General features: G+C 68.7%; 21 protein-coding genes. 4 read left to right on the plus strand and 17 right to left on the minus strand.

Annotated elements, in window-relative coordinates:
- The 12 genes from QM806_RS20315 to QM806_RS20370 all read right to left on the minus strand — a co-directional run bounded on the left by QM806_RS20315 (position 1) and on the right by QM806_RS20370 (position 14557).
- Positions 1-1602, minus strand: a complete 1602-nt coding sequence (locus tag QM806_RS20315) for a GMC family oxidoreductase (RefSeq protein ID WP_269591260.1) — start codon at positions 1600-1602, stop codon at positions 1-3.
- Positions 1599-3110 carry an aldehyde dehydrogenase family protein gene (locus QM806_RS20320; protein ID WP_120660440.1) on the minus strand — a complete coding sequence of 504 codons (1512 nt, stop codon included), beginning with the start codon at positions 3108-3110 and terminating at the stop codon, positions 1599-1601. The genes QM806_RS20315 and QM806_RS20320 overlap by 4 nt, the downstream gene beginning before the upstream one ends.
- Before the next feature lie 16 nt (positions 3111-3126).
- Positions 3127-4245, minus strand: a complete 1119-nt coding sequence (locus tag QM806_RS20325) for a Zn-dependent alcohol dehydrogenase (RefSeq protein ID WP_005569680.1) — start codon at positions 4243-4245, stop codon at positions 3127-3129.
- A gap of 34 nt (positions 4246-4279) precedes the next feature.
- Positions 4280-5257 (minus strand): ABC transporter permease, encoded by a 978-nt coding sequence (locus tag QM806_RS20330; protein ID WP_043791324.1) that lies wholly within the window; start codon positions 5255-5257, stop codon positions 4280-4282.
- A gap of 44 nt (positions 5258-5301) precedes the next feature.
- On the minus strand, positions 5302-6819 hold the full coding sequence (locus QM806_RS20335) for a sugar ABC transporter ATP-binding protein (protein ID WP_169693223.1): 1518 nt from the start codon (positions 6817-6819) through the stop codon (positions 5302-5304).
- The gene (locus tag QM806_RS20340) at positions 6816-7847 is read right to left on the minus strand and encodes an ABC transporter permease (protein WP_043791326.1); all 1032 of its coding nucleotides are present in this window, start codon (positions 7845-7847) and stop codon (positions 6816-6818) included. Before QM806_RS20340 ends, QM806_RS20335 begins: the two co-directional genes overlap by 4 nt.
- A gap of 47 nt (positions 7848-7894) precedes the next feature.
- A complete protein-coding gene (locus QM806_RS20345) occupies positions 7895-8935 on the minus strand; it encodes a sugar ABC transporter substrate-binding protein (RefSeq protein ID WP_283292616.1) in 1041 nt (346 codons plus the stop codon).
- 189 nt (positions 8936-9124) lie between these two features.
- Positions 9125-10249 (minus strand): glycerate kinase, encoded by a 1125-nt coding sequence (locus QM806_RS20350; protein ID WP_043791327.1) that lies wholly within the window; start codon positions 10247-10249, stop codon positions 9125-9127.
- Positions 10236-11063, minus strand: a complete 828-nt coding sequence (locus QM806_RS20355; protein ID WP_054246689.1) for an aldo/keto reductase — start codon at positions 11061-11063, stop codon at positions 10236-10238. The genes QM806_RS20350 and QM806_RS20355 overlap by 14 nt, the downstream gene beginning before the upstream one ends.
- Entirely contained in the window at positions 11060-11818 is a 759-nt protein-coding gene (locus QM806_RS20360; RefSeq protein ID WP_054246688.1) for an SDR family NAD(P)-dependent oxidoreductase, read from the minus strand. Before QM806_RS20360 ends, QM806_RS20355 begins: the two co-directional genes overlap by 4 nt.
- Entirely contained in the window at positions 11815-12984 is a 1170-nt protein-coding gene (locus tag QM806_RS20365) for an acyl-CoA dehydrogenase family protein (protein WP_054246687.1), read from the minus strand. The genes QM806_RS20360 and QM806_RS20365 overlap by 4 nt, the downstream gene beginning before the upstream one ends.
- Before the next feature lie 10 nt (positions 12985-12994).
- The gene (locus QM806_RS20370) at positions 12995-14557 is read right to left on the minus strand and encodes an acyl CoA:acetate/3-ketoacid CoA transferase (protein WP_005569691.1); all 1563 of its coding nucleotides are present in this window, start codon (positions 14555-14557) and stop codon (positions 12995-12997) included.
- 118 nt (positions 14558-14675) lie between these two features.
- Between QM806_RS20370 and QM806_RS20375 the strand changes: the two genes are divergently transcribed.
- Complete coding sequence (locus tag QM806_RS20375; RefSeq protein WP_283292620.1) at positions 14676-15833, plus strand: DUF993 family protein; 1158 nt, start codon at positions 14676-14678, stop codon at positions 15831-15833.
- A gap of 1 nt (position 15834) precedes the next feature.
- Positions 15835-16641, plus strand: a complete 807-nt coding sequence (locus tag QM806_RS20380) for a sugar phosphate isomerase/epimerase family protein (protein ID WP_005569693.1) — start codon at positions 15835-15837, stop codon at positions 16639-16641.
- Between the two features lie 9 nt (positions 16642-16650).
- Here the strand turns inward: QM806_RS20380 and QM806_RS20385 are convergent, their stop codons facing one another.
- The 5 genes from QM806_RS20385 to QM806_RS20405 all read right to left on the minus strand — a co-directional run bounded on the left by QM806_RS20385 (position 16651) and on the right by QM806_RS20405 (position 21816).
- On the minus strand, positions 16651-17664 hold the full coding sequence (locus tag QM806_RS20385; protein WP_005569694.1) for a LacI family DNA-binding transcriptional regulator: 1014 nt from the start codon (positions 17662-17664) through the stop codon (positions 16651-16653).
- A gap of 102 nt (positions 17665-17766) precedes the next feature.
- Positions 17767-18819 (minus strand): alcohol dehydrogenase catalytic domain-containing protein, encoded by a 1053-nt coding sequence (locus tag QM806_RS20390; RefSeq protein ID WP_054246685.1) that lies wholly within the window; start codon positions 18817-18819, stop codon positions 17767-17769.
- Positions 18816-19844 carry a Gfo/Idh/MocA family protein gene (locus QM806_RS20395; protein WP_054246684.1) on the minus strand — a complete coding sequence of 343 codons (1029 nt, stop codon included), beginning with the start codon at positions 19842-19844 and terminating at the stop codon, positions 18816-18818. The genes QM806_RS20390 and QM806_RS20395 overlap by 4 nt, the downstream gene beginning before the upstream one ends.
- Positions 19841-21193 carry an MFS transporter gene (locus QM806_RS20400; RefSeq protein WP_283292622.1) on the minus strand — a complete coding sequence of 451 codons (1353 nt, stop codon included), beginning with the start codon at positions 21191-21193 and terminating at the stop codon, positions 19841-19843. Before QM806_RS20400 ends, QM806_RS20395 begins: the two co-directional genes overlap by 4 nt.
- Before the next feature lie 197 nt (positions 21194-21390).
- Positions 21391-21816 carry a pyridoxamine 5'-phosphate oxidase family protein gene (locus tag QM806_RS20405; protein WP_039951331.1) on the minus strand — a complete coding sequence of 142 codons (426 nt, stop codon included), beginning with the start codon at positions 21814-21816 and terminating at the stop codon, positions 21391-21393.
- Positions 21817-21967: 151 nt separating this feature from the next.
- Here QM806_RS20405 and QM806_RS20410 point away from each other — a divergent pair, with 151 nt between their 5' ends.
- Both QM806_RS20410 and QM806_RS20415 read left to right on the plus strand, forming a co-directional pair.
- The gene (locus QM806_RS20410; RefSeq protein ID WP_283292624.1) at positions 21968-23020 is read left to right on the plus strand and encodes a Dyp-type peroxidase; all 1053 of its coding nucleotides are present in this window, start codon (positions 21968-21970) and stop codon (positions 23018-23020) included.
- Positions 23017-23823, plus strand: a complete 807-nt coding sequence (locus QM806_RS20415; protein WP_005251300.1) for a family 1 encapsulin nanocompartment shell protein — start codon at positions 23017-23019, stop codon at positions 23821-23823. The genes QM806_RS20410 and QM806_RS20415 overlap by 4 nt, the downstream gene beginning before the upstream one ends.
- Positions 23824-23836 lie beyond the last annotated feature (13 nt).

Raw genomic sequence — 23836 nt, forward strand, 5'->3', positions numbered from 1 at the left:
TCATCCTTCCCCACGGATCAGATCGATCGCCTTCTCGGCGATCATCACCGTGGGAGCCTGGGTGTTGGAACTGACGATGCGCGGCATGACGGACGAATCGACCACCCGCAGACCCTCGATGCCCATCACCTTCAGTTCCGGCGAGACGACGGCGTCGTCGCCGACACCCATCGCGCACGTGCCGACCGGGTGATACGAGGTGCGGCCGTACGCGCGAACAAACTTCACGTAGTCGTCCTTCGTGTTCACCGACAGACCACCGGCCAGATGTTCCGCCTTGATGTGCCGCGCCATCGACGACTGCGCCATGATCTCGCGGCTCTGCCGGAGCCCCTCGATGCTCGACTCCAGGTCGAAGTCGGTGGCGAGGAAGTTCGGGTCGATCAGCGGCTGGGCGGTGGGATCGTTCGACCTGATCTTCACCGAGCCGCGGCTCTCCGGCCTCAGTGAGTACGAGTTCAGGGTGCAGCCGTAGCCGGGACGGACCGCGGCGACACCGGCCTCGACGCCGGCGGCGGGCAGGAAGTGGAACTGCAGATCCGGAATCGACTCCGCCGCGTGCCCGAAACTGAACCCACCGGCCTCGACGACGGTCGACGCCAGCGGGCCGCGCCGGAAGGCCGCGTACTCGAGTCCCGCCTTCGCCGTGGCCGGACGCATCAGGTTCAGTCGGTCGAGGCTCTGGTATTCACGGAGTTCGTAGATGACGTCGAGATCGCAGTGGTCGTGCAGGTTCCGGCCGACACCGGGAAGCGCATGGGCCACCTCGACATTCGCGTCCCGGAGATCGTCGGGATGACCGATCCCCGACAGCTGCAGGATCTTGGGCGAACCGAACGCGCCCGCCGCGACCAGCACCTCGCGGGACGCACGGAACGTCTCCACACCGCGCGGGGTGAGCACCTCGATCCCGGTGGCGCGTCCGCCGTCGAGCAGCACCCGCGACACGGCGACGTTCTCCCGGACCGTCAGGTTGGGCCGCTTCCTGGCGGGTGCGAGGTACGCGACCGCGGCGCTGCACCGGCGGGCGTTCTTCGTGGTCGTCTGATAGAGGCCGACACCGTACTGGTGCTCGCCGTTGAAGTCGCCGTTGAACGGCAGCCCGAATTCCTGACCCGCCTGGACGAACGACTTCGACAGCGGATGAGGGTTGACGGGATCGGAGACGCCGAGCGGCCCGTCGGTGCCGTGGTACGGCGCCGACAGCCGTTCGTTGTCCTCGGACCGGAGGAAGTACTTCTGGATCTCCTCGAACGACCATCCCGCGCAGCCGTATTTCAGCGCCCACTCGTCGTAGTCCTCGTGCGCGCCACGGGTGAACACCTGAGCGTTGATCGAGCCGCCACCGCCGATGACCTTGCCCTGGGCGAGGGGGATGACCCGGTCGTTGCAGTGTTTCTGCGGGACGCTCGAGAATCCCCAGTCGTACTTGCTCGCAGTGAGTTTCGCGAAGCCCGCCGGCACGTGGATGAACGGATGCCGGTCGTTGCCGCCGGCCTCGAGCAGGAGGACCCGGACCGTCGGATCCTCGGTCAGCCGTCCGGCCAGCACGCAGCCCGCGGTGCCGCCGCCCGCGATGACGTAGTCGTAGGTGGCACTCATCGGTTGCCTCCGGTCCAGTTCGGGAACACGCGCTGACGTGGTCCGGTGCGGATCTGAATGGTCTTGACGTCGGTGAACTCGTCGAAGCCGGCCTGCCCCATCTCGCGGCCGAACCCGCTCTGCTTCATGCCGCCGGCAGGCAGCTGCGGGGCGCCGTCGATGGTGGTGTTCACCCACACGCGGCCGCTGCGCATCTCCTTCGCCACCCGCAGCGCCTTGTCGATGTTCTTGGTCCAGATCGAGCCGGCGAGTCCGTATTCCGTGGCGTTGGCGAGCCGGATGGCGTGGTCGACGTCGCTGAACCGGGTGACGGTGAGCACGGGTCCGAAGATCTCCTCCTGGAAGGCGGCGGACTCCTCGGCCACGCCGTCGAGGATCGTGGGAGCGACGAAATGCCCGCTCCCCCAGTTCTCTCCGCACAGCCGGTCACCGCCGGTCAGGACGGTCGCACCGTCCCGCCGTGCCGCGTCGATGTGCCCGAGCACCTTCTCGAGGTGGCCGGCGTCGATCATCGGACCCAGTTCGCTGGCGTCGTCGAGCGGTCCGCCCACCCTGATACGGCCGGCGGCCTCGACGAGGCCGGCGAGGAAGGCGTCCGCGATCGAGTCCTGGACCAGGAGCCGGGCACCCGACACGCAGCACTCACCCTGATTGAAGAACACACCGAACAGGACGCCGTCGAGTGCGTCGTCGAGGTCGGCGTCGTCGAACACGACGCTGGCGGCCTTGCCACCCAGTTCCATCGACAGTCGCTTGACGCTGCCCGCCGAGGCCTCCACGATGCGCTTGCCGGTGGCGGTGCTCCCGGTGAACGACAGGATGTCGACCAGGCTGCTCTCCGCGAGCGGGGCACCGACCTCGGTCCCCGCGCCCGTCACCACGTTCACCACCCCGTCGGGGATCCCCGCCTCGGTGAGCAACCGGGCCAGCTCGACGGCGGTGCCGGACGTGAACTCGGATGGCTTCACCACCGCCGTGCAGCCCGCGCCGAGCGCGAACGGCAACTTCTGCGCGAGCAGGAGGAGCGGGAAGTTCCACGGGATGATCATGCCGACCACGCCGGCGGGCTCCCGGACCACCATGGCGGTGCAGTCGTCCCCGAGCGCCGTGTGTGCCTCACCGTGCATCGTCATGGCCAGCGCCGCGGCGTACTCGAACAACTCGATGCTCGCCCCGACGTCGCCGCGGGCCAGAGTGATCGGTTTGCCCGACTCCTCCGCGTCGATCCGGGCGAGTCGTTCCTCGTGCTCGCGCATCAGCCCCGCGCACCGCAGCAGTGCCCGGCCGCGGTCCATCGCGGTCCAGTGCGGCCACTCGCCCTCGTCGAAGGCCTCCCGTGCGACCGCGACGGCCAGGGCCGCGTCGGCGCGGGTGCCCGCGGTGAACGTGGCGACGACGCGGCCGTCGGCCGGGCTGACCCGTTCGATGATGTTCTCGGACGGGGGCACGCTGCGCCCGCCGATGAAGTGTCCGTAGCTGCGGATCTGTGTTGCTTCGACTGTCGACATCTTTGGCAGTTCCTCGTCAGTGTTCGTGGATCAGGACACCACGCAGGTTGAGCCCCGCGTGCATGTCCACGTATGCGTCGTTGACCTGGTCCAGGCTGTAGCGCCGGGTGATCAGTTCGTCCAGCTTCAGTCGTCCCGACTTGTAGTAGTCCAGCAGGGCCGGGATGTCCCGGGTGGGGTTGCAGTTGCCGAACAGCACCCCTCGCAGATGCTTGGCGTAGACCACCAGTTCGAGCGGGCTGATCGGGATCCCGGGTTCGTTCTGGCCGATCGACACGACGGCGACGGTTCCCTCCTTGCGGACGCCGCCGAACGCGTCGGCGATCAGCTGTCCGTCCACCACGCCGACGGTGACGACGGCGCTGTCGGCGCCCTGCCCGTTGGTGACCGAGCGGACGAACGGCATGGCCTCGTCGATCGACGCGTACGCCTGGGTGGCGCCGAGTTCGAGTGCTCGTTCGCGTTTGAACGGGACCGGGTCGACCGCGACGACGTGCGCGGCACCCGCGTGGTGGGCGCCCTGCACCGCGTTGATCCCCACACCGCCGACCCCGACGACCAGCGTCGTGTCCCGGGGACGGACGCCCGCGCCGTTCACGGCGGAGCCCCACCCGGTGGCGACCCCGCACGAGACGAGGCAGGCCACGTCGAACGGGATGTCGTCGTCGATCTTGACGGCCTGGGCCTGCGAGGTGACGAGGTAGTTCGCGAACGTGCCGAGGCGCTGCATGGCGCCGATCGGCCGCCCTGACTGCGTGGCGAACCGCGCCGTTCCGTCGAGCATGAAACCAGCCTCCATACCGGCCCCCGTGTCGCAGACATATTGCATCCCCTGCGCGCACCAGGCGCAAGTTCCGCAAGCCGGGAGGTAGGCGGTGGCGACGTGATCGCCGACGGCGAGCCGGGTGACACCGGGCCCGACCGCGTCGATCACACCGGCACCCTCGTGTCCGCCGACCAGCGGCAGCGTATTGGGAATGTCACCGGTGACGAGGTGATCGTCGGAGTGACACAGTCCGGACGCCATCACCTTGATCCGCACCTCGCCGGGACCGGGCTCCGCGAGGACGAGGTCGTCGACCTCCCACTTGCCGCCCACTTCGTGAATCACCGCACCGCGTGCCGTCGTACTCATCGTTCTCCTTCGAATCTCACACTGACACAGAGTCTTACTTGATGATCGAGAGCCGGCCGCGGTCGAGGGTCACGGCGACCGCGACGATGACGACCGCGCCGTACACGATCTGCTGGAAACTGGGGTCGATGCCGGCCACCGAGCCGCCGACCCGGAGAACGGTGACCACCAGGGCGCCGACGAGCACCCGCCACGCTCCGCCGATTCCACCGGTGATGGCGCAGCCACCGACCAGCACGGCCGCGATGGCGGGCAGGAGCAGCGAATCCGCGAGTTGCGGTGCGGCGCTCTGCTGCTGGGCCGACAGTACGACACCCGCCGCGCCTGCGAAGAATCCGGACAGGGCGAATGCGCCGATCCGGACGATCCGGGTTCGGACGCCGCTCATCATCGCGGCCTTCTCCCCCAGGCCGACGAGGTGGAAGACGTTGCCCCGCGGCGAGAACCGCATCGCGCAGAATACCGCGGCGACCGCCGCCACTGCGGCCCACACCGCCATGGGGAGACCGAGCATCGTCCACGAACTGAGCCAGAAGATCGCGTCGTAGCCTTCGCTGATGTAGATGGTGGTCGACCCGGACGCCACGAGCGCGACCGCACCCCAGAACCCCAGCGCCCCGAGTGAGACGACGAACGACGGGACCTGACCGAACACGATCAGGAGACCGGTCAGCGCACCGATCAGAGTGAGCGCCACGAGGGTGACGACGACGGCGAGGGGACCGAGGGAGCCGATCACCGTCGCCAGGATCACCGTGGCGAGCGATGCCAGCGCCGCCACCGACAGGTCGATGCCGCCGGTGAGGATGACGAACATCTGGCCCAGCCCGAGCAGCAGAATCGGGACCGCCTGCGCCGAGACCACCGCGAGGGCGTTCATCGACAGGAAGTTCGGTTCGGCGAGCGCGACGAGGAGGACGAGCGCGACCAGCACGACCGACGGGCCTGCCAGCCGCAACCGGTCCCGCGTCGTCCGGGACACCGCCTGCGCCGCGCCCTCGGGTGCGCGCATCTCGGTGGAAGTCCTCTCGGCGGAAGTTTTTGTTGCCACGGCGATCACATCATCTTCTCGAGGAGTTGGAGTTTGCTGGGCGGGTTTCCGGGTGGCGAGTCGAACGCGCCGGTGATCTCGCCGTCCCGCATCACGATCACGCGGTGGCCGAGGCCGATCGCCTCGTCCAGGGTGTCGGCGAGCACCAGAATCGCCACTCCCCTGTCGGAGAGGTCGCGGAAGACGGCGTAGAGGTCTTCTTTCGCACCGATGTCGAGGCCGCGGGTGGGGTGGTCGAGAACCAGCACCTTCAGTCCGTCGCCCAGGATCCACTTGGCCACCACGGCCTTCTGCTGGTTGCCGCCCGACAGTCGCGCGATGTCGGCGTCGGGGTCCGCGGGCCGGATGCCGAGTTTCTCGATCCAGCCGCGGGCGGTCTCCTCCACCCGGGCACCCGAGGAGATCCGGCCACCGCCTGCCTTCACCGGATGAACCGTCGCGATGTTCTGCGCGACGGTCGCGCCCGCGATCATGCCTTCGACGCGACGCTCGGCGGGAACGTATGCGACACCGGACCGCACGGCGTCCGCCGGTGATCCGGGGGCCGACCGCTGTCCGTCGATCTCGACGGTTCCGGAGTCGATGGGGACGGCGCCGAAGACGGCGCGGGCCACCTCCTCGCGGCCGGAGTCGACCACGCCCACCACCGACACGATCTCGCCGGCGTGGACGTCCAGCGACACGTCCTTCGCCTTGCCGCCGCAGGTGAGGTTGCGGACCGACAGAGTCGGCGTGCCCGTCCGGGGAACGGCCTGCTTGCGCTCCGACGAGTAGATCTCCTCGGCCGCGCCCTTACCTATCATCAGCTGGTACAGCTCGGATTCGGTTGCCGCCGAGGCGATCCGCTCACCGACCACCTTGCCGTCGCGCAGCACGTACACACGGTCGGAGAAGCGGAGGACCTCGTCGAGACGGTGGGAGACGAAGATGACGGAACCACGCTCCTTGAGGGCGGTGACCCGGCGATGGAGCACCTCGACGTCCTCGGGTTCGAGCACCGACGTCGGCTCGTCGAGGATGAGCAGCGGCGGGTGTTCCACCTTCCTGCCGCCGACGGCCCGAGCCACCTCCACCATCTGGCGCTGGGCGAACCCGAGCGTCTCGGTCAGCGCGCCCGGGTCGACCGTCGACTCCACCACCGACAACATTTCCTGGGCGCGGTCCCTGATCTTCCGTCGGCGGAGGAACCCGGCGCGGGCGGTGTCACCCTCGTGTCCGAGGATCAGGTTCTGGCCGACGGTGAGGTTCGGGAGCAGCGACTGCTCCTGGTGCACCACCCCGATCCCGTGGTCGGCGGCGTCGGCGGGGCTTCCGAAGCTCACGTCGCGCCCGCCCAGCACCATCCGTCCGCCGTCCTGGCGGTGGACTCCCGCGAGGATCTTGAGCAGCGTCGACTTTCCGGCGCCGTTCTCGCCGATCAGCCCCACGACCTCGTTCGGAGCGATGGACAGGCTCACGTCGTCGAGGACGGTGTTGGGTCCGAATTTCTTCGTGACATTGCGGAGTTCCAGGAGAGATGTCATTTCACGACCCTCAATCGACTGCGGGCGGGCCACCCGGTGGCGATCACCGCGACCACGATGATGAGACCCTGCGCGCCCTGCTGGATGTACGGGCTGGCGCCCGACAGGAGAAGTCCGTTGCCGAGGACCACGAGGAGCAGCACACCCACGAGGGAATGCAGGGGTCCGCCGCGACCGCCGCTCAGCAGGGTGCCTCCGACGACCACCGCGGACAGGGTGAGGAAGAGGCTTCCCGATCCGACGCTCACGTCGCCGACGCCGAGCCGGATGGTGGCCAGCACTCCGCCGAGCCCGGACAGCAGTCCGGCCACGGCGAACAGGATGATCTTGGTGCGCCCGACCGGGACGCCCGCCAGGCGGCTGGTCGCCTCGTCGCCGCCGATCGCGTAGGTGTGCATGCCGAGCCGGGTTCCCTTGCACAGCAGCACTGTCACGGCCACGGCGGCGAGCGCGAACACCACGACGACGGGAAGCCCGAGCCAGTGGCCGCCGGCCCAGGCCGCGAGCGACGGGTCGGCGAGCTGAGGGGTGGCGGTGCCGAAGAGCACGGTGGCGACACCGAGACCGACGAACCACGTACCCAGTGTGACGAGGAAGGACGGCACCCGGACGACGACGTGCAGCACGCCGTTGACCACTCCGAAGAGCAGACCGACCCCCAGCGCCAGCAGGACCGCGAGGAGTCCCAGGTCGTTGCCGTTGACGCTGTTCGCTGCGAGCAGGACGAACGTCAGCCCGCTGGCCGCCATCACGCCCTCGATCGACAGGTCCACGCCGCCCACCAGGACCACCAGCGTGGCGCCCATCGCGAGGACCACGGGAATCGCGGCCTGCTCCACGATCGCCATCGCGTTGCTGGCAGTCGCGAAGCCGGGAGCCAGCGCGGCGAAGACGGCGCACAGTCCCAGCAGGGCGGCGAGCGGGCCGGCGGTGGAGAGCAGCCGGCGCACGCGTGGTCTTGTGCTGCGCACGGGCGCAACAGGTTCTGCGGGGGTCGTCACCTCCCCGGTCACTTCAGTCGTCGACATCGTCACTCCTTCGGAAGATTGTGTGGTTCGTGAATCGAGGGCGGGGGCTACCGGGCCACCGGGCCGGTGATGCGGGAGAACGGATCCTGCACCGCGCGCACGATCTCCTCGTCACTCGGCACGGCGAGGAACTGGTCGACGTTGGTCGCGGTGATCAGCGACTGATCGACGAAGAACTCGCGGTTCTCCCGGGGCAGCGACTCGACGTCGAGTGCGCCGGTCATGGCCTGATAGCAGATGGCGAGTCCCATCGCGCCGTTGAAGTAGGGGTCGGTCGTGTAGGTGGAGAGCAATTCCCCGTTCGCGATGGCGCCCAGGCCTTCCGGGGTGGCGTCCGCGGCGCTGGCTATCTTGATCTCCCCCGCGCGGCCCGCTTCACGCACCGCCTGCAGAGCGCCCAGTGCCATGGAATCCGTTGCGGCCCAGATACCGTTCACCTGGTCGCCGTACTTGTTGAGCAGGGTCTGCGTGGTGGTGTAGGCCTTGTTGCGGTCGAAGTCGGCGGGCTGGTCGTCGAGCAGGGTGACGCCGGACTGTCCGTCCATCGCCTGCTGGAAGCCCTGGAACCGGGTCTGGCTGATCTCGTTGGCGAGCAAACCCTGCAGCGCGATCACGCCGCCGGTGCCGCCGAGCGAATCGACGAGGGCCTTCCCCGTGTCGGCTCCCTGCTGGACGCCGTCGTAGGCGACGTACGACGCCCATCCGTTCCCGACGTCCTGGGGATGCAGGTCGGCAGGCTTGCTCCACTGGGTGACCGCGCACCCGCCGCTGTTCTGCACGGCGCGAACGATCGCGGGGGTGTCGGCGCTCGTGTTCGGGTTGATGTTGAGCAGCACGGTCTTGCCTGCGGCGAGCACCGACTGCAACTGCGACAGCGCGTTCTGCGAGTCGCCGCCGTAGACGATCACCTTCAGTTCGATCCCCAGCGATTCGGCGTACGCGCGGCTGCCCTGCACCCATGCGGCTTCATACGGGTTGGTGAGCGACCGCACCTCGGAGACCATCACCATGTCGCCCCGGTCGACGGCTGCCCCGTCCCGCTCGATCTGTTCCGATCCCGTCGAGCAGGCGATGGCGGAGCTCGCCATGACGGAGACTGCCGCGGCAACGCCGACGGCCCGGGCTGCCGCCCTGATTGATCGTTGCGTCCGTGTCATCGTTCGTCCACTTCCTGAAAAAGAATGTAAACGCTTTCTTACCGTGATCGGCGTCACAAGTCAAGCGCTGCATGGTGTGGTCAAGTGCCATCCGGATCGACCGGACAGATCAGAAATCGATTACAGAGTGCTGGTGAGCCGGGCTGCGGCGACCGCTCCGGCCACCCGGCACCACATCGCGGGTGCGGCGAGTGCCGGTTCGGAGCTCCCCGCCAGGTCGGACAGTGAGATCCCGATGCCGGGTGGCGCCGCCGCGAGGCGGCCTGCGACGACGACCGATCGGGTCGCGGTCTCCGCGCACCGTTCCAGCACGGAACCGACGAGTTTGCCGGACAGCGACGTCGCGTCGAATTGGCCTTCACCGGTGACCACGACGTCGGCGCGGCCGAACTCGGCGCTCAGCCCGGTGAGCTCCGCGATGCGGGCGGCGCCCGGCACCAACCGGCCGCCCCAGGCCGACAGTCCGAATCCAGTGCCTCCCGCCGCTCCCGCGCCGGGTTCGTCGGGACTGCACGGCAGTCGTGCGCCGAGGCAGGCGGCGAACGTCGCGAGCGCGCGATCGAGGCGGTCGCGCTCCGCGGGATCGGCGCCCTTCTGCGGCCCGAAGACGTGCGCTGCCCCGTTCGGGCCGCACAGAACGGCCGTCGTGTCCGTCAGCAGTTCGACGCCACCGGGTGGGGGCTCGGTCAGCGAGCCCACGTCGATCGAGGCGAGAGCGGCCAGGCCGGCGCCCCCGTCGGGGATCTCCCGGCCGTCGCGGTCCAGGAGCTTCGCGCCGAGCGCCCGCAGGGCGCCCGCACCGCCGTCGGTGGAGGCGGAACCGCCGAGTCCGACCAGCAGTGCCTTCGCGCCGTCCGCCAGTGCGGCGGCGATCACCTGTCCCAGGCCGGTCGTCGACGCTCCCCCCGGATCCGGCGAGTCCATCAGCGGCAGCCCACTCATCTGGGCCAGCTCGATTACCGCCGTGCCGTCCCGGAGCAGCAGCCAGCGTCCGGTCGCCGGACGTCCATCGGGGCCTCGAACCCCCGGCACCTCACGACACACGCCGGTGTCGTGGCAGGACGCGACGGCGTCCACCGTGCCTTCGCCGCCGTCCGCCTGCGGGAGCAGGACCAGCTCGTCGTTCGGCCGGACCGTCGACCAGCCGGCTGCCAGAGCCGCCGCCACCTCCGTCGCGGTCAGTGAGCCCTTGAACGAATCCGGGGCCAGCACCACCCGCTTCGAGCCGGCGTCAGTCGACGTCATCGGGGTGGGGTCCCGTGCGCTGATCCCGATTCAGGGCCGAGATCGCGTCCATCTCCGCGGCGGACAGCCGGAAGTCGAACACATTCGCGTTCTGCCGCATCCTGTGCACCGCAGAAGATTTGGGCAGTGGAATCGTCCCGATCTGCAGATGCCAGCGAAGCACGATCTGCGCGACCGACACACGGTGCCGGGCGGCCAGCGCCGCCAGGAGTGCGCGGTCGTTCAGGTGCCCCCTCGCCAGCGGCGCCCACGCCTGGGTGCGGATGCCCATCGACCGGTGCAGATCCGTCAGCGCGGACTGCGTGAGCAGCGGGTGCAGTTCGATCTGATTGACCGCCGGGGTGATCGTCGCGATCTCCGCGAGCCGCTCGAGCTGTTCGGGCTGGAAGTTCGACACGCCGATCGCCCGCACCCGTCCGTCGTAGTACAGCTTTTCGAGTGCCCGCCACGTCTCCAGGTACTGTCCGCGGCTCGGTGCCGGCCAGTGGATCAGGCACAGGTCGATGCGGCCGAGTTTCGCCGCACTCGCCTCGAACGCGTCCAGTGTCTGCTGGTAGCCCTGGTCCTCGTTGGAGATCTTGGTGGTCACGAAGATCTCGTCCCGATCGACGTCCGCCCGGGCCAGCGCCGCGCCGAGAGAGGCCTCGTTGCCGTACATCGGGGCCGTGTCGAACGCGCGGTAGCCGGCGGACAGCGCGTGGGACACCGTGGAACCCATGTCCTCGTCGGGGATCGTGAAGAGGCCGAACCCGAGCGCGGGCATCGTGACGGTGTTGTTCAACGTGACCGAGGGAACGGTCGCCAGGCTCGTCATGTGATCGAGTACCCGCCGTCGACGGGCAGGACCACCCCGGTGACGTACCGCGCGGCGTCGGAGACCAGGAACAGCACGACGTCGGCGACGTCGTCGCCGTCGGCGAACCGTTGCAACGGGATACGGCTCAGCTTCTGGGCGCGGAAGTCTTCCTGCCCCAGCACGTCCGCCGTCATCGGCGTTTCGATGTAGCCCGGCGAGACGGTGTTGACGCGCACGCCGTGGGGGCCGAGTTCCACGGCCAGTCCCTTGCCTAGCTGAGTCAGTGCGGCCTTCGTCGCGCCGTAGGGAACGATCCCCGGGACAGCGCGATCCGCGGACAGCGACGCAATGTTCACGATGCTGCCGCGGGCGTCGACCAGGGACTTGGCCGCCTGCCGCGTCAACCGGTAGGCCGCCGACAGGTTGACGTCCAGGAGACGTTCCCACCCGTCCTCGTCCACGTCGATCGCGGTGGTCCGCAACTGGATCCCGGCCGCGTTGATCAGGATGTCGAGGCGCCCCGACAGCTGCTGGGCGAGGTCGACGGCGCGCGCACCGAACTCGGGGTCGGTGAGGTCGCCGCAGAGACCGTGTCCGCCGAACTCCGCGGCGACGTCGGTGACCTTCGGGTCGGCGTCGACCGCCACCACGAGTGCCCCGCTCCGGGCGAGGGCCCGGGCGATCGCCGAACCGATCCCACCGGCCGCACCGGTCACGATGGCGGTCTTCCCCGACAGATCGACCGAGTTGGTGGGTTGTGCAACGCCGCTCATGCCGCGGCTCCCTTCAGTACTGCCCGGCTGATGATGAGCCGCTGCATTTCGCTGGTTCCTTCGTAGATCTTCGTGATGCGGGCGTCGCGGTAGAGGCGCTCGACCTCGTATCCGCGGATGAAGCCGTTGCCGCCGAACACCTGCACGGCGGCGTCGGCGTGGCGCACGCATCCCTCGGACGCGTAGAGCTTGGCCATCGAGCACAGCGTCTCGGCGTCCGCTGCCCCCGTGTCGAGTGCCCGCGCCGCCTCGACCGACAGCGCGGTGCCGGCCCGCAGTTCGGTGGCGACGGTGGCGAGGGAGAAGGAGATGCCCTGGTTGGCGGAGATCGGCTTGCCGAACTGGCTGCGGTCGAGGGACTGCCGGGTGGCGGCGTCCAGTGCGGCGCGGCTGATGCCGAGGCTCAGGCCCGAGATGCCGAGACGGCCCTTGGCCAGCACCTTCATCATGTAACCGAAGGCCTTGCCTTCCTCGCCGAGGAGGGCGTCGGCCGGCAGTTGGACGGAGTCGAACACCAGCCCGCCGACCTGCGAGGCCCGCTGGCCCATCTTGTGTTCGTGGTACGCGCGGCTGACACCGGGCTGGTCGACGTCCACCAGGAAGACGGAGATGCCGCCGCGCTTCCCCAGTTCGGGGTCGGTGACGGCGAGGACGACCGCGAAGTCCGCGACGGGGGCGTTGTGGATGTAGATCTTCTCACCGGTGAGCACCCAACCGTCACCGTCCCGCACCGCCCTTGTCGTGATCGATCCGAGGTCGGATCCGGATCCCGGCTCGGTGAGCGCGTAGGCGCAGCGCTTCTCGGCGGTGAGCATCGGGCGCAGGTACTGCTCCCGCTGCTCGGGTGTGCCGTAGTTGCCGAGCAGGCTGCCGAGGATCTCGACGAGGCCGCACTGGTCGGCCACCGACGCGTACCCGTAGGACAGCGACTCCATGACGAACAGGTAGTCGAGGGCGGTGCCGCCGAAGCCGCCGAACTTCTCGGGCACCGTGATGCCGAAGAGCCCGATCTTGCCCATCTCCCGGTAGATCTCTTCGGGGAATCGTTCGGTCTCATCCAGCTCGGTGGCGACCGGACGGATCCGTTCGTCGACGAACTCGGCGACGAGCTTGCGTTCGTCGGCGCCGAGCACCGACGAGGGAATGACGCTGTTTCCGGTTGACATGTAGTTCTCCTCAGATGTGTACGGCGACGGGGGCGAACAACCCCGCGTCCATCACGCGTGGGTTCTTGATGATCGGACGGAATCCCATGTGCGGCAAAATGTCCCGATCGATGTCGATGCCGGGTGCTATCTCGGCGAGTTCGAGGCCGTCCCGGGTGAGGACGAAGACGGCGCGTTCGGTGACGTACACCGCCTCACGTCCCTCACGGACGGCGAGAGCGCCGGAGTAGGTGACCTGATCGACGCGGTCGACGAACTTGGGCACCGAGCCTTCGCGCCGGATCACCAGTTCTCCCCCGACGATCGCGACGTCCAGGCCGCGGGCGGTGAACGTTCCGCAGAACACGGCGCGCGGCGAGTTCTGGGAGATATCGATGAACCCGCCCGGTCCGACGATTCCGCCGCCGATCTTGCTGACGTTGACGGCGCCGGTGGAGTCGACCTCGGCCATACCCAGGCAGCTGACATCGAGCATGCCGCCCGAGAACAGATCGAACTGGGTGGTCGACGAGTGCACGACCTTCGGTCCTCGCGCGGCCCCGAACAGGTCGCCGGAGACGGGGATGCCGTCGATCAGCCCCTGCTCGATGGCAAGTGTGATGTCGTCCAGGCGATCCTGTTCGGCGAGCGCGTCCACGACCAGCGCGGACACCCCGAAGCCGACGTTCAGGACGTCGCCGTCCCGGACCTCGGCGGCCGCCCGCCGGGCGATCAGCATGCGGATCGGGTCGTGGTTCGTGGCGCCGAAACCGGAGTTCGCCGCATCGCCGGAGAGTTCCGGATCGAATTCGCCCGCGTACGTCTGCCATTGGGCCGGCGCGTGCACGACGTCGTCCACGAGGACCGCCGGGATGTGCACGAGCCGCGGATCGATCGGCCGGTCCAGCAGGTTCTTCACCTGCACGATGACCCGGCCGCCGCTCGCCTTCGCCGCCTGAGCGACGGCCAGCGCGTCGAGTTGAGCCGCCTCGCCCGAGCACGTGACGTTCCCGGACGGGTCGATGGAATCGCCGCGGACGATGGCCACGTCGACGGGAAACGGCTTGTAGCGCAGGTACTCGCGGCCGTCGAGCGTCAGGAGTTCGACGAGGTCCTCGGTGGCGGACGGCGTGAACTTGCCCCCGCCGTGCCGCGGGTCGACGAACGTGTCGAGACCGGTCGCTGTGATGAGGCCCGGCCGGCGCGCGCCGATCTCCCGCAGCAGCTGACTGATCGCGCCGCCGGGCCACGCGTACGCCTCGATCTCGTCGTTGCGGACGAGGTCGATCATGGTCGGCGACCACGTCCAGTGCCCGCCGACGACCCGCTTGACCATGCCCTTGTGCGCGAGGTGGTTGGTTCCGCGGCTCACCCGGTCGCCGATGCCGAGGGCGTGCACGATCGTGAGGTCCCTCGGCGATCCGGTCGCGAGGAAGCACTCCTCCAGCGCCTTCAGGACGGTGTCCGGTTCGAGGATTCCGCCGCCCGAACCGGTGAGGGCGATCGTTGATCCTGGCGCGATGTCGCTCACGGCTCGGGTCGCGGTGGTCAGTGTCCAGCGCCTCGAGGCGGCACCCGTTCCGGGCTGTGTCATATCCGCTCCTGTAAATGCTTACATTCTGCCAATCGGCCCATGAACGCTATGGACCTCGGTGATTGACACAGTATATTGTGAGCTGCACAACATCAAGAAAACGATTACAGGAGATTTCATGGCCTCGATCCTGCTGCCCGATCGCCACGGTTCGCCCACGACTCTCGCGTGGAACGCACCGGCACGGCTGGACACCCGGTCCACCCCGCCGACCAGCAGGGCGGTGTACGCGGCCGCGCATGTGGTCGCCGATCCGCTGCGGGCGTCGGCGGAGAATGCCGCGGACCAGATCGACTGGGACGCGACCCTGCACCTGCGCCGCGACCTGTGGTCGCTGGGCCTCGGGGTGGCCGAGTCGATGGACACCGCCCAGCGCGGCATGGGGCTGGATTGGGCCGCGGCGAAGGACCTCGCCGTCCGCACGCTCACCGACGCGAAGTCGGTCGGCGGGAAGGTGGTAGTGGGTGTGGCCACCGATCAACTGAAGACCGACAACCCCTCGCTCGACGAGATCCGCGACGCCTACCTCGAACAGGTGGAGGCGATCGAATCCGCGGGCGGTGAGGTGGTGCTGATGGCGAGCAGGCACCTCGCCCGCGCCGCGACCGGTCCCGACGACTACCTCGCCGTGTACGACGCCGTGCTGTCGGCGGCCACCCGCCCGGTGGTCCTGCATTGGCTGGGTTCGGTGTTCGATCCCGCCCTGGACGGCTACTGGGGATTCGCGGATTCGGGCGCGGCCATGGACACCGTGCTGCAGATCATCGACGCGCACGGGGACACCGTGCGCGGCATCAAGGTGTCCCTGCTCGACCCGGCGCTCGAGATCGCCCTGCGTGAGCGGATGCCCGCCGGGGTGCGGGTGTTCACCGGCGACGACTACAACTACGTCGGCCTGATCGCCGGCGACGGCACCCACACCAGCGACGCCCTCCTCGGTGCGTTCGCCGCGCTCGGACCGTTCGCCTCCGCCGCGTTCGCGCGGTTGGACGACGGCGACGAGCAGGGCTTCCGGAACATCTTGGGCCCCACCGAAACCCTGAGCCGGTTGCTGTTCGCCGCCCCGACGCAGTTCTACAAGGTCGGCGTCGCCTGGTTGGCGTACCTGAACGGCAAGCAGGAGCACTTCCGGATGATCGGCGGCTTCGAGACCGGCCGCAGCCTCACCCACCTGGCCGAACTGGTCCGCGCCGCCGACGCGATCGGGCTGTTCACCGATCCCGACTTCACCGCCACCCGCGCCGCCGCCTACTTCGCCGTGCACGGAATCCACTGACATGGACCTCGCGCACTGCAGTCTCAACTCCGTCACCGTCAAGGGTGCCGGCCTCACCGAGGTCGCCGACCTCGCTGCGCAGTGGGGATTCGGCGGCGTCGGCCTGTGGCGGGACGTCCTCGACGGCGTGGATCTGGTGGACGCGTCGGCCCGGCTCCGGCAGTCGGGTCTGCGCGTCACCAGCGTCTGCCGGGGCGGAATGTTCCCGCAACCGACCGCCCGGCTGCGGCGAGAAGCCACGGCCGACAACCGAGTGGCGGTCGATCAGGCGCACGCCCTCGGCGCCGACTGCCTCGTGCTGGTCTGCGGCGCCGCTCACGGCGACCTCGCCGACGCGCGGCGGCAGGTCCGGGACGGCATCGCCGAACTCGAGCCGTACGCCCGCCAGTCGGGGGTGCGGCTCGCGGTCGAGCCGATGCACCCGATGATGGCGTCGAGTCGTTCGGTGATCACCTCACTGAGCGAGGCCAACGACCTGGTCGAGGCGATTGGATCCGACATCGTCGGGATCGCCCTCGATTCGTATCACGTGTGGTGGGACGCAGCGCTGCCGCAGCAGATCACAAGGGCAGGCGAACGCCTGTTCTCGGTGCAGTTGGCCGATTGGGTCACCCCGATCCACGGCGAACTCAGCAGCCGCGGCATGCCCGGCGAAGGGTGCATCGACCTGACCGGATTCGTCGCCGACTGCAGGAACACCGGCGGCTACGCGGGGCTCGTGGAGGTCGAGATCCTCAGCGACCGCTGGTGGGCCGCAGACCCGAAAGACGCGGTCCACGCCGCGGCGAACGGCCTTGCCGCCGTCTGAAAACCCGGCTCAACGCGAGGCGGGCCCCGTCGACTCGCGAATGACGACGTCGGCGGGGATCAGCGGCGGAGACGTGGTGGCCTCGTTGTTCAGGGCCGCGCGCATCAGCGACCAAGCCTGGTCGCCCAGGTCGATCTTCGGGCTGACCACCGTGGTCAGGCGCGGCGCCAGGTGGCGCGCCATGTCGATGTCGTCGAAGCCGGTGACCGAAATGTCCTCGGGGACGCGGAGTCCGCGCTCACGCAGTTTCGAGATGACGCCCAGCGCGGTCAGGTCGTTGAAGCAGACGAGAGCGGTCGGCTCGTGCGTGAGTGCTTCTTCCACCACGTCGTAGCCACCCTCGATGGTGCCGTCCGACGGCACCGCCGTCGCCTCGATCCCGAGCACCTTCGCCATTTCGATGGCCCGCCACCGCTCGCGGTTCTGCCAGGCCAGATCCGAGCCCTTCACGTAGACGATCCGGCGATGGCCGAGCTTCGCGAGATGCCCGCACAGCTGCATCATGGGGGTGAAGTTGTCGACGGCCACCATGGGGAGATCGACTTCCAACTCGACCCGGTTGACGAGCAGGACGGGAGTCGACTGCTTCGCGAGTTCCTTCAGGCCACTCGTCGGAATCCTCGACGAGAGCAGCACGAGGCCGTCGACCTGGCCGAGCAGGTCGAGTGCGGTGGCGAGTTCGTCGGCCGCGTCACCGGAGTAGTCGGCGACGAGCATGCGGTATCCGTCGGCGGTGGCGCCGTGGTGCATCTGCTTGACGACGTCGAAGAAGTACGCGTTCGCCAGGTCCGGCAGGATCACGCCCATGTTCCTCAGCGACCCGAGGACGAGTCCGCGGGCGGCGGTGCTGGGCCGGTAGGACAGCTCGTCGGCGACCTTGTGGACCCGGGCCGCGAGGTCCGGGGTCACCGACGAGCTGCCGCTCATGACACGGGAGACGGTGGCGATCGACACCCCGGCTGCCTTCGCTACGGTATTGATCGTGACGCGACGGCTCGCGGGCACTCGGGTCTGATCAGCCATAGCTGCCTCTACATCTCTCGTCGCCATTGCTACCGTCTACCACCTCGGTGGGTGGAAACGCTTACAGCGTATCGCGAAGACGGCCCCGGATCACGCGGACGCTCACTCCGTGCGCAACAAGGCGCGCGTTCCGAGCAGTTTCCGCGACGTCAGCAGCACCTTGACGTGCTTGCTGCCGTTCGATTCGAGTTCCTCGACCGCGCGGCCGAACTCGTCCAGCGGGAACGTCGCGGTGTGCAGCGGTGACGCGTCCACCTTCCCCGATTCGAGTAGTTCGGCCGCCTCGACGAAATCCTGACGGACGTAGTTCCGGCAGGCCACGACGGACAGTTCGCGGGCGTAGAGCGCGCTGTAGTCGAGGGTCAGTTCGTGCCCGGGTTTCGCGGACGCGATCGCGACGTACCGGCCGCCCGGAGCGAGGACCCGCAGCGCCAGCCGAGACGACTCGTCGGTGCACACCGTGTCGTAGACCAGGTCGACCGCGTCCGTCCGGTCCCGGAGCCAGCCCTCGAGCGCGGCCCCCGAGTCCGTCGTGAAGTCGCTCATCCCGCACGCCAGGGCGGGCTGCTCACGTTCGGAGTAGCGATCGACACCGAACACCTGGACGCCCCGACTCCTGGCCACCAGCGTGGTCGCGAGACCGATCGCACCGGTCCCGACGACCAGCGCGCTGTCCCCCTCCGACGCGCCGCCGCGCCGGACCACGTGAACTCCGACGGCGAGCGGTTCGACGAGCGCCCCGAAACGGTCCAGCACCGAGTCGCTCACGGGCACGCATTGCGTCTCGGGAACGACGAACTCCTCGCTGAAACACCCGCGTGGGTCGGACAGGCCGAACACGCGGATGCTCGGACAGTTGTTGATCCGGCCGTCTCGGCACGCGCGGCATCGGCCGCAGCCCGTGGTCGGGTAGACCATCACCGGCTGACCGACCGTGAGACTCGTGCCCGGACCCACCCGCGACACACGTCCCGCGCATTCGTGGCCGAGCACCGTCGGATATGCGGCGACGGCGTTCCGGCCGCGCAGATGCGACAGGTCACCGCCGCAGATCCCGGCCGAGTCGAGTGCGACGAGCACCTCCCCCTCGCCGGGTGCCGCGACGTCACCGTGATCGAGGCGATACTCGTTCGGACCGTCGACCCGAATACTCAAGACTGACATGCACTTTCCCTTTCCTCGGAGACAGTGACCGGCATCGTGCCGGCTGCGGCGGACCGGTAGGCGGCGTCGATCACCGCTTGCACGGGCAGCCCGGACCGGGCGTCGGACAGCGGTGCCGCACCTGCCGCCCAACTGGTGAAGACGTCGTCGTACAGCGACCGGAACCACGCCGTCATCGACAACGGGTCCGGGCCGGACGCGTCGACGGAACCGTCGACGACCCGGCGGACCCCGTCGCCGATCTGGACGAGCGAATCCCCCACCAGCCGCAGCTGTCCCGCGTCGCCGTAGAGGTGAATCGTCTCGGCACCGCCCGGCCACGCGGCCGTGCTCGCCGTCACCGACGCCGCATGCGTGCCGTGGTCGATCAGGAGGTGAATCGTGTCCTCGGCCTCGAGCCGGCCTCGGCTGGTGGAAGCCGCGGCCACGACACTGCGCGCCCGGCCGGCCAGCGACAGGTACAGGTCGAGGGTGTGGATGGCCTGGGTGATCAGCACTCCGCCGCCGTCGCGGTCCCAGGTCCCGCGTCCGGCCTCGGCGTAGTAGGAGTCGGGGCGCCATAGCGGGACGGTGACGGTCGCCGAGCGGAGGGCGCCGATCGCTCCGTCCGACAGAAGCTGCCGGGCGCGACGCGCCGCCTCCTTGTAGCGGTGTTGCAGTGTGACCGCCGCCCGCACGCCGGACCGCTCGGCGACGTCGACGATCGCCTGCGCATCGTGCAACGACGCGGCCAGCGGTTTGTCGATCACCAGGTCCAGGCCGCGCTCGGCCAGTGCCGACGCGACGGCCAGGTGACTCGACGGCGGCGTGACCACCACCGCCGTGTCGGCGTCCAGGTCCGCTGCCGCGTCGACGTTCGGGAGTATCCGTGCCTCCGGTGCCAGCCGGCGTGCGGCCGCCGCCCTCGTCTCGTCGCGCGTCACCACACCGACCACGTCGGCGCCGACAGCCCGGAGCGCCGTGAGGTGTGCGGCGCTCGCGAGCCCGGCGCCGACCACCACGACGCGACGGGTCACGGTGCGACCTCGACGGACGTGCGCGAACCCACGCTCCGGCCGAGGGTCTCGGGAAGCAGGGCGATGCCGATCAGCCCGACCACGCTCAAGCCCATGAGGTAGCTCGCGACGAGCCAGGGCGTCCCGCCCGCGACGGCGACGAGGGCGGTGGCGACCAGCGGGATCGTGCCGCCGACCACGGCGGCCGGGATCTCCCGGGAGATCGCGATGCCGCTCCACCGGATCTTGGTGGGAAACAGTTCGGAGAGCAGTGCACCGCCCGGACCGGACGTCGTGCCCTGGACGAGGCAGATGCCGAGGATCAGTGCCAGTCCGACCATCCACGGCGACCGCGTGTCGAGCATCATGAACATCGGGAACGGGAAGATGATGCCGAAGATCGCGCCGGACAACAGGACCGGCTTGCGGCCGACTTTGTCGGCCAGTCGGCCGAATCCGATGATGACGGGGATGGCGCAGAACTCGGCGACGATCAATCCGATCAGGGCCTGGGTGGAATCGACGCCGAGGGTCTTGGTCACGAACGAGAGCGCGAAGACCTGCATGACGTAGGCCCACGGAATCACGAAGCTGAACAGGGCAAGTCCGCACAGGATCTGCCGCCAGTGGTTGCGGACCGCCTCGACCAGCGGCGCGCGGTCGACCTCGCCGTGCTGCGCGGCCTCCTCGAACACGGCGGTCTCGTTCACCTTCAACCGCAGATAGCCGGCGACGAGAACGATGACGGCGCTGGCCAGGAACGGAATACGCCAGCCCCAGGACAGGAACTGGTCGTCGGGCATCAGCGTGAGCAGTGCGAAGATCATGGTGGCGCCGCCGGTCCCGACGTAGATCGCGGCTCCCGGATAGGCGCTGGAGAGGGCTCGCCGGGAGCTGTCCGTGGATTCGGTGACCATCGTGATCGCCCCGGCGAACTCGGCGCCCGCGCCGGCGCCCTGGAACAGGCGAAGTACGATCAGGAGAATCGGCGCCCAGATTCCGATCGCGTCCGCGGTGGGCAGCGCCCCGATCAGCGTCGTCGAGGCGCCCATGACGAGCAGGGTCATGAGGAGCATCGGCTTGCGACCGAGCCGGTCGCCGAAGTGCGCGAACACCAGCCCACCGATCGGGCGGGCGCCGAGCCCGACGGCGAACGTCCCGAAGGCGGCCATCGTGCCGGCGAGGGATCCCGCCCCGGGGAAGTAGAGCGGCCCGAAGACGAGGGCAGCGGCGAGGCCATAGAGCGTGAAGTCGTACCACTCGATCACGGTTCCCGCCGCGCTCGCCTTGATCACCCGGCGGCGCTGCTGCCCTGCCGACCCGTGTGGCACCGCGGTCGACCGCTCGGTGCCGAGTTCGGCCATGCCCATCGAGAACTCCTGACTGTGAAGGGAAACTGCCGGAACCCGACTACTATGACCCACGTCACCGAATTTGTAAACGCTTTCTCAGCTACGCGGACGGATTCCCGTTTCCACAGTTCACAGCAAAATACTCGACGTTTCCCGACTAGTACCGGTCAGATATCGCTTTCATGTTGGACACCGGGCCGTGACCGGCCCCGCGGTCAGGCGGTACCCATGTCTGCCGATCGCCAGTGCTCGGGGCGGAGATAGATCGCGACCTGCTCGCCGAGTTCGGCCCGGGCGAAATCGAGGTAGCCGTCGACCTTTTCCGGCGCGAGGTAGCGCTCGGTGATCTCCCGCAGCTGGGCGTCGGTTCCCGTGACGGTGCGCGTCACCGCACCCTCGACGGAGACGTATCGGACGGTGGGGGCGACGCGTTCGACCATCATCGTGAATCGCCCGGCCGCCTCGATGAGGCGCGCCTTTTCCGAACCGGCGCCGGTCAGTACCCACAGATCACCGCCCGGGGCGTACTGATACCAGATCGGGACCGTCAGAGGTCCGCGGCTCTCACCGGCGGAGACCGACAGCGCCGCGATGTGCGGCTCGGACAGGAACTGTTCGCGCTCGGACACAGACAATGGCATGACCTCGACGATAGGAGCCCCCACCGACAGATTCCGGAGCCCCGCGGCGGCGCGGCGGACCGATGGAATGGAACCTGGCGGTGCGAAACGGTTAGATGGACCTAGGTTCCGGACAGTGCAGCGTCGTACGTCGAAGTGAACGGAGACACAGATGCCAGGCCCAGTCGCGAGATTGGCACCCCAAGCAGTCCTCACTCCGCCCAGCCCTGCCTCGCTGTTCCTGGTGCTCGTCGCCGGGGACTCCGACGACGACCGCGCGACGGTGTGCGACGTGATCTCCGGGATCGACGGACCGCTCAAGGCGGTGGGATTCCGCGAACTCGCCGGCTCACTGTCGTGCGTGGTCGGTATCGGTGCGCAGTTCTGGGACCGCGTGAGCCCGTCGTCGACACCGGCGCACCTGCATCCGTTCGTGCCGCTGTCCGGACCGGTCCACAGCGCGCCCTCCACCCCGGGTGACATCCTGTTCCACATCAAGGCCGCCCGCAAAGACCTGTGCTTCGAACTGGGCCGCCAGATCATCTCCGCGCTGGGCTCCGCCGCCACCGTGGTCGACGAGGTGCACGGCTTCCGCTACTTCGACTCCCGCGACCTCCTCGGATTCGTCGACGGCACCGAGAATCCCACCGACGACGACGCCGCGGACGCCGCCCTGATCGGCGACGAGGATCCCGACTTCCGCGGCGGCAGTTACGTGATCGTGCAGAAGTACCTGCACGACATGAGTGGGTGGAACACGCTGAGCACCGAGGAACAGGAACGGATCATCGGGCGCACCAAGCTCGAGAACGTCGAACTCGACGACGACGTCCAGCCCGGCAATTCGCACGTCACCCTCAACACCATCGTCGACGACGACGGCGTCGAACACGACATCCTCCGCGACAACATGGCATTCGGCAGCCTCGGCGAGGCCGAATACGGCACCTACTTCATCGGGTACGCCAAGGATCCCGCCGTCACCGAGCTGATGTTGCGGCGCATGTTTCTCGGCGAGCCGCCCGGCAACTATGACCGCATCCTCGACTTCTCCACGGCGGCCACCGGCACGTTGTTCTTCGTGCCGAGCCGGGACGTGCTCGAATCGCTCGGCGACGAGCCGGCCGACGCGGAGTCGGCGCCCGACGACCCGGTCGAGCCCGCCGCGGCCGGCCCGTACGACCTGTCCCTGAAAATCGGTGGTCTCAAAGGAGTATCGCAATGAGTGATTCGAGCAATCTGCACCGCAACCTGGCGCCCGTCACCGAGGTTGCCTGGCAGCAGATCGGCGAAGAGGCCGCCCGCACGTTCAAGCGGCATGTCGCGGGGCGGCGTGTCGTCGACGTCGCGGGACCGTTCGGATACTCCTACTCGGCCCACAACCTCGGCCGCGTCACCCCGATCAAGACGTCGGACAGCAGGATCCGGGCGCAGCAGCGGCAGGTGGACCCGCTCGTCGAACTCCGGTTCCCGTTCACCCTCAGCCGCGCCGAGGTCGACGACGTCGCCCGGGGTTCCCTCGACTCCGACTGGCAGCCCGTCAAGGACGCCGCGAAGGCCGTCGCGTTCGCCGAAGACCAGTCGATCTTCCAGGGATTCGACGAGGCGGGGATCCGCGGACTCGGACCGTCCAGCGACAACCCGGTTCTCAGTCTGCCGGAGGATCCGCTGCTGATCCCCGACGCCGTCGCCTCCGCACTGTCGGCGCTGCGACTCGCCGGTGTCGAGGGACCGTATTCGGTGGTGCTCGACGCCGACGCGTACACCGCGGTCAGCGAGACCCGCGACGAGGGACATCCCGTGTTCCACCACCTGCGCGACCTGGTCACCGGCGACATCATCTGGGCACCCGCCATCAGCGGCGGGTACGTGCTGTCCACTCGCGGCGGCGACAACCAGCTGACCCTCGGCACGGACCTGTCGATCGGCTACGACAGCCACACCGCCACCGATGTGACGCTCTACCTCGAAGAGACGTTCACGTTCGCCTCGCTCACCGCGGAGGCGGCAGTCGTCCTCGCACGCTGACGCACGCCGGGGT

Origin of the sequence: Rhodococcus sp. IEGM 1351 (genome assembly GCF_030056875.1) — a bacterium.
In the GTDB taxonomy this organism is placed as follows: Bacteria; Actinomycetota; Actinomycetes; order Mycobacteriales; family Mycobacteriaceae; genus Rhodococcus_F; species Rhodococcus_F opacus.

Excerpts from the sequence above, each read along its gene's own strand:
- QM806_RS20315 (WP_269591260.1), bottom strand. The coding sequence starts at position 1,602 with ATGAGTGCCACCTACGACTACGTCATCGCGGGCGGCGGCACCGCGGGC.
- QM806_RS20320 (WP_120660440.1), bottom strand. The coding sequence starts at position 3,110 with ATGTCGACAGTCGAAGCAACACAGATCCGCAGCTACGGACACTTCATC.
- QM806_RS20325 (WP_005569680.1), bottom strand. The coding sequence starts at position 4,245 with ATGAGTACGACGGCACGCGGTGCGGTGATTCACGAAGTGGGCGGCAAG.
- QM806_RS20330 (WP_043791324.1), bottom strand. The coding sequence starts at position 5,257 with ATGCGCGCACCCGAGGGCGCGGCGCAGGCGGTGTCCCGGACGACGCGG.
- QM806_RS20335 (WP_169693223.1), bottom strand. The coding sequence starts at position 6,819 with ATGACATCTCTCCTGGAACTCCGCAATGTCACGAAGAAATTCGGACCC.
- QM806_RS20340 (WP_043791326.1), bottom strand. The coding sequence starts at position 7,847 with ATGTCGACGACTGAAGTGACCGGGGAGGTGACGACCCCCGCAGAACCT.
- QM806_RS20345 (WP_283292616.1), bottom strand. The coding sequence starts at position 8,935 with ATGGCGAGCTCCGCCATCGCCTGCTCGACGGGATCGGAACAGATCGAG.
- QM806_RS20350 (WP_043791327.1), bottom strand. The coding sequence starts at position 10,249 with ATGACGTCGACTGACGCCGGCTCGAAGCGGGTGGTGCTGGCCCCGGAT.
- QM806_RS20355 (WP_054246689.1), bottom strand. The coding sequence starts at position 11,063 with ATGACGAGCCTGGCGACCGTTCCCTCGGTCACGTTGAACAACACCGTC.
- QM806_RS20360 (WP_054246688.1), bottom strand. The coding sequence starts at position 11,818 with ATGAGCGGCGTTGCACAACCCACCAACTCGGTCGATCTGTCGGGGAAG.
- QM806_RS20365 (WP_054246687.1), bottom strand. The coding sequence starts at position 12,984 with ATGTCAACCGGAAACAGCGTCATTCCCTCGTCGGTGCTCGGCGCCGAC.
- QM806_RS20370 (WP_005569691.1), bottom strand. The coding sequence starts at position 14,557 with ATGACACAGCCCGGAACGGGTGCCGCCTCGAGGCGCTGGACACTGACC.
- QM806_RS20375 (WP_283292620.1), top strand. The coding sequence starts at position 14,676 with ATGGCCTCGATCCTGCTGCCCGATCGCCACGGTTCGCCCACGACTCTC.
- QM806_RS20380 (WP_005569693.1), top strand. The coding sequence starts at position 15,835 with ATGGACCTCGCGCACTGCAGTCTCAACTCCGTCACCGTCAAGGGTGCC.
- QM806_RS20385 (WP_005569694.1), bottom strand. The coding sequence starts at position 17,664 with ATGGCTGATCAGACCCGAGTGCCCGCGAGCCGTCGCGTCACGATCAAT.
- QM806_RS20400 (WP_283292622.1), bottom strand. The coding sequence starts at position 21,193 with ATGGGCATGGCCGAACTCGGCACCGAGCGGTCGACCGCGGTGCCACAC.
- QM806_RS20405 (WP_039951331.1), bottom strand. The coding sequence starts at position 21,816 with ATGCCATTGTCTGTGTCCGAGCGCGAACAGTTCCTGTCCGAGCCGCAC.
- QM806_RS20410 (WP_283292624.1), top strand. The coding sequence starts at position 21,968 with ATGCCAGGCCCAGTCGCGAGATTGGCACCCCAAGCAGTCCTCACTCCG.
- QM806_RS20415 (WP_005251300.1), top strand. The coding sequence starts at position 23,017 with ATGAGTGATTCGAGCAATCTGCACCGCAACCTGGCGCCCGTCACCGAG.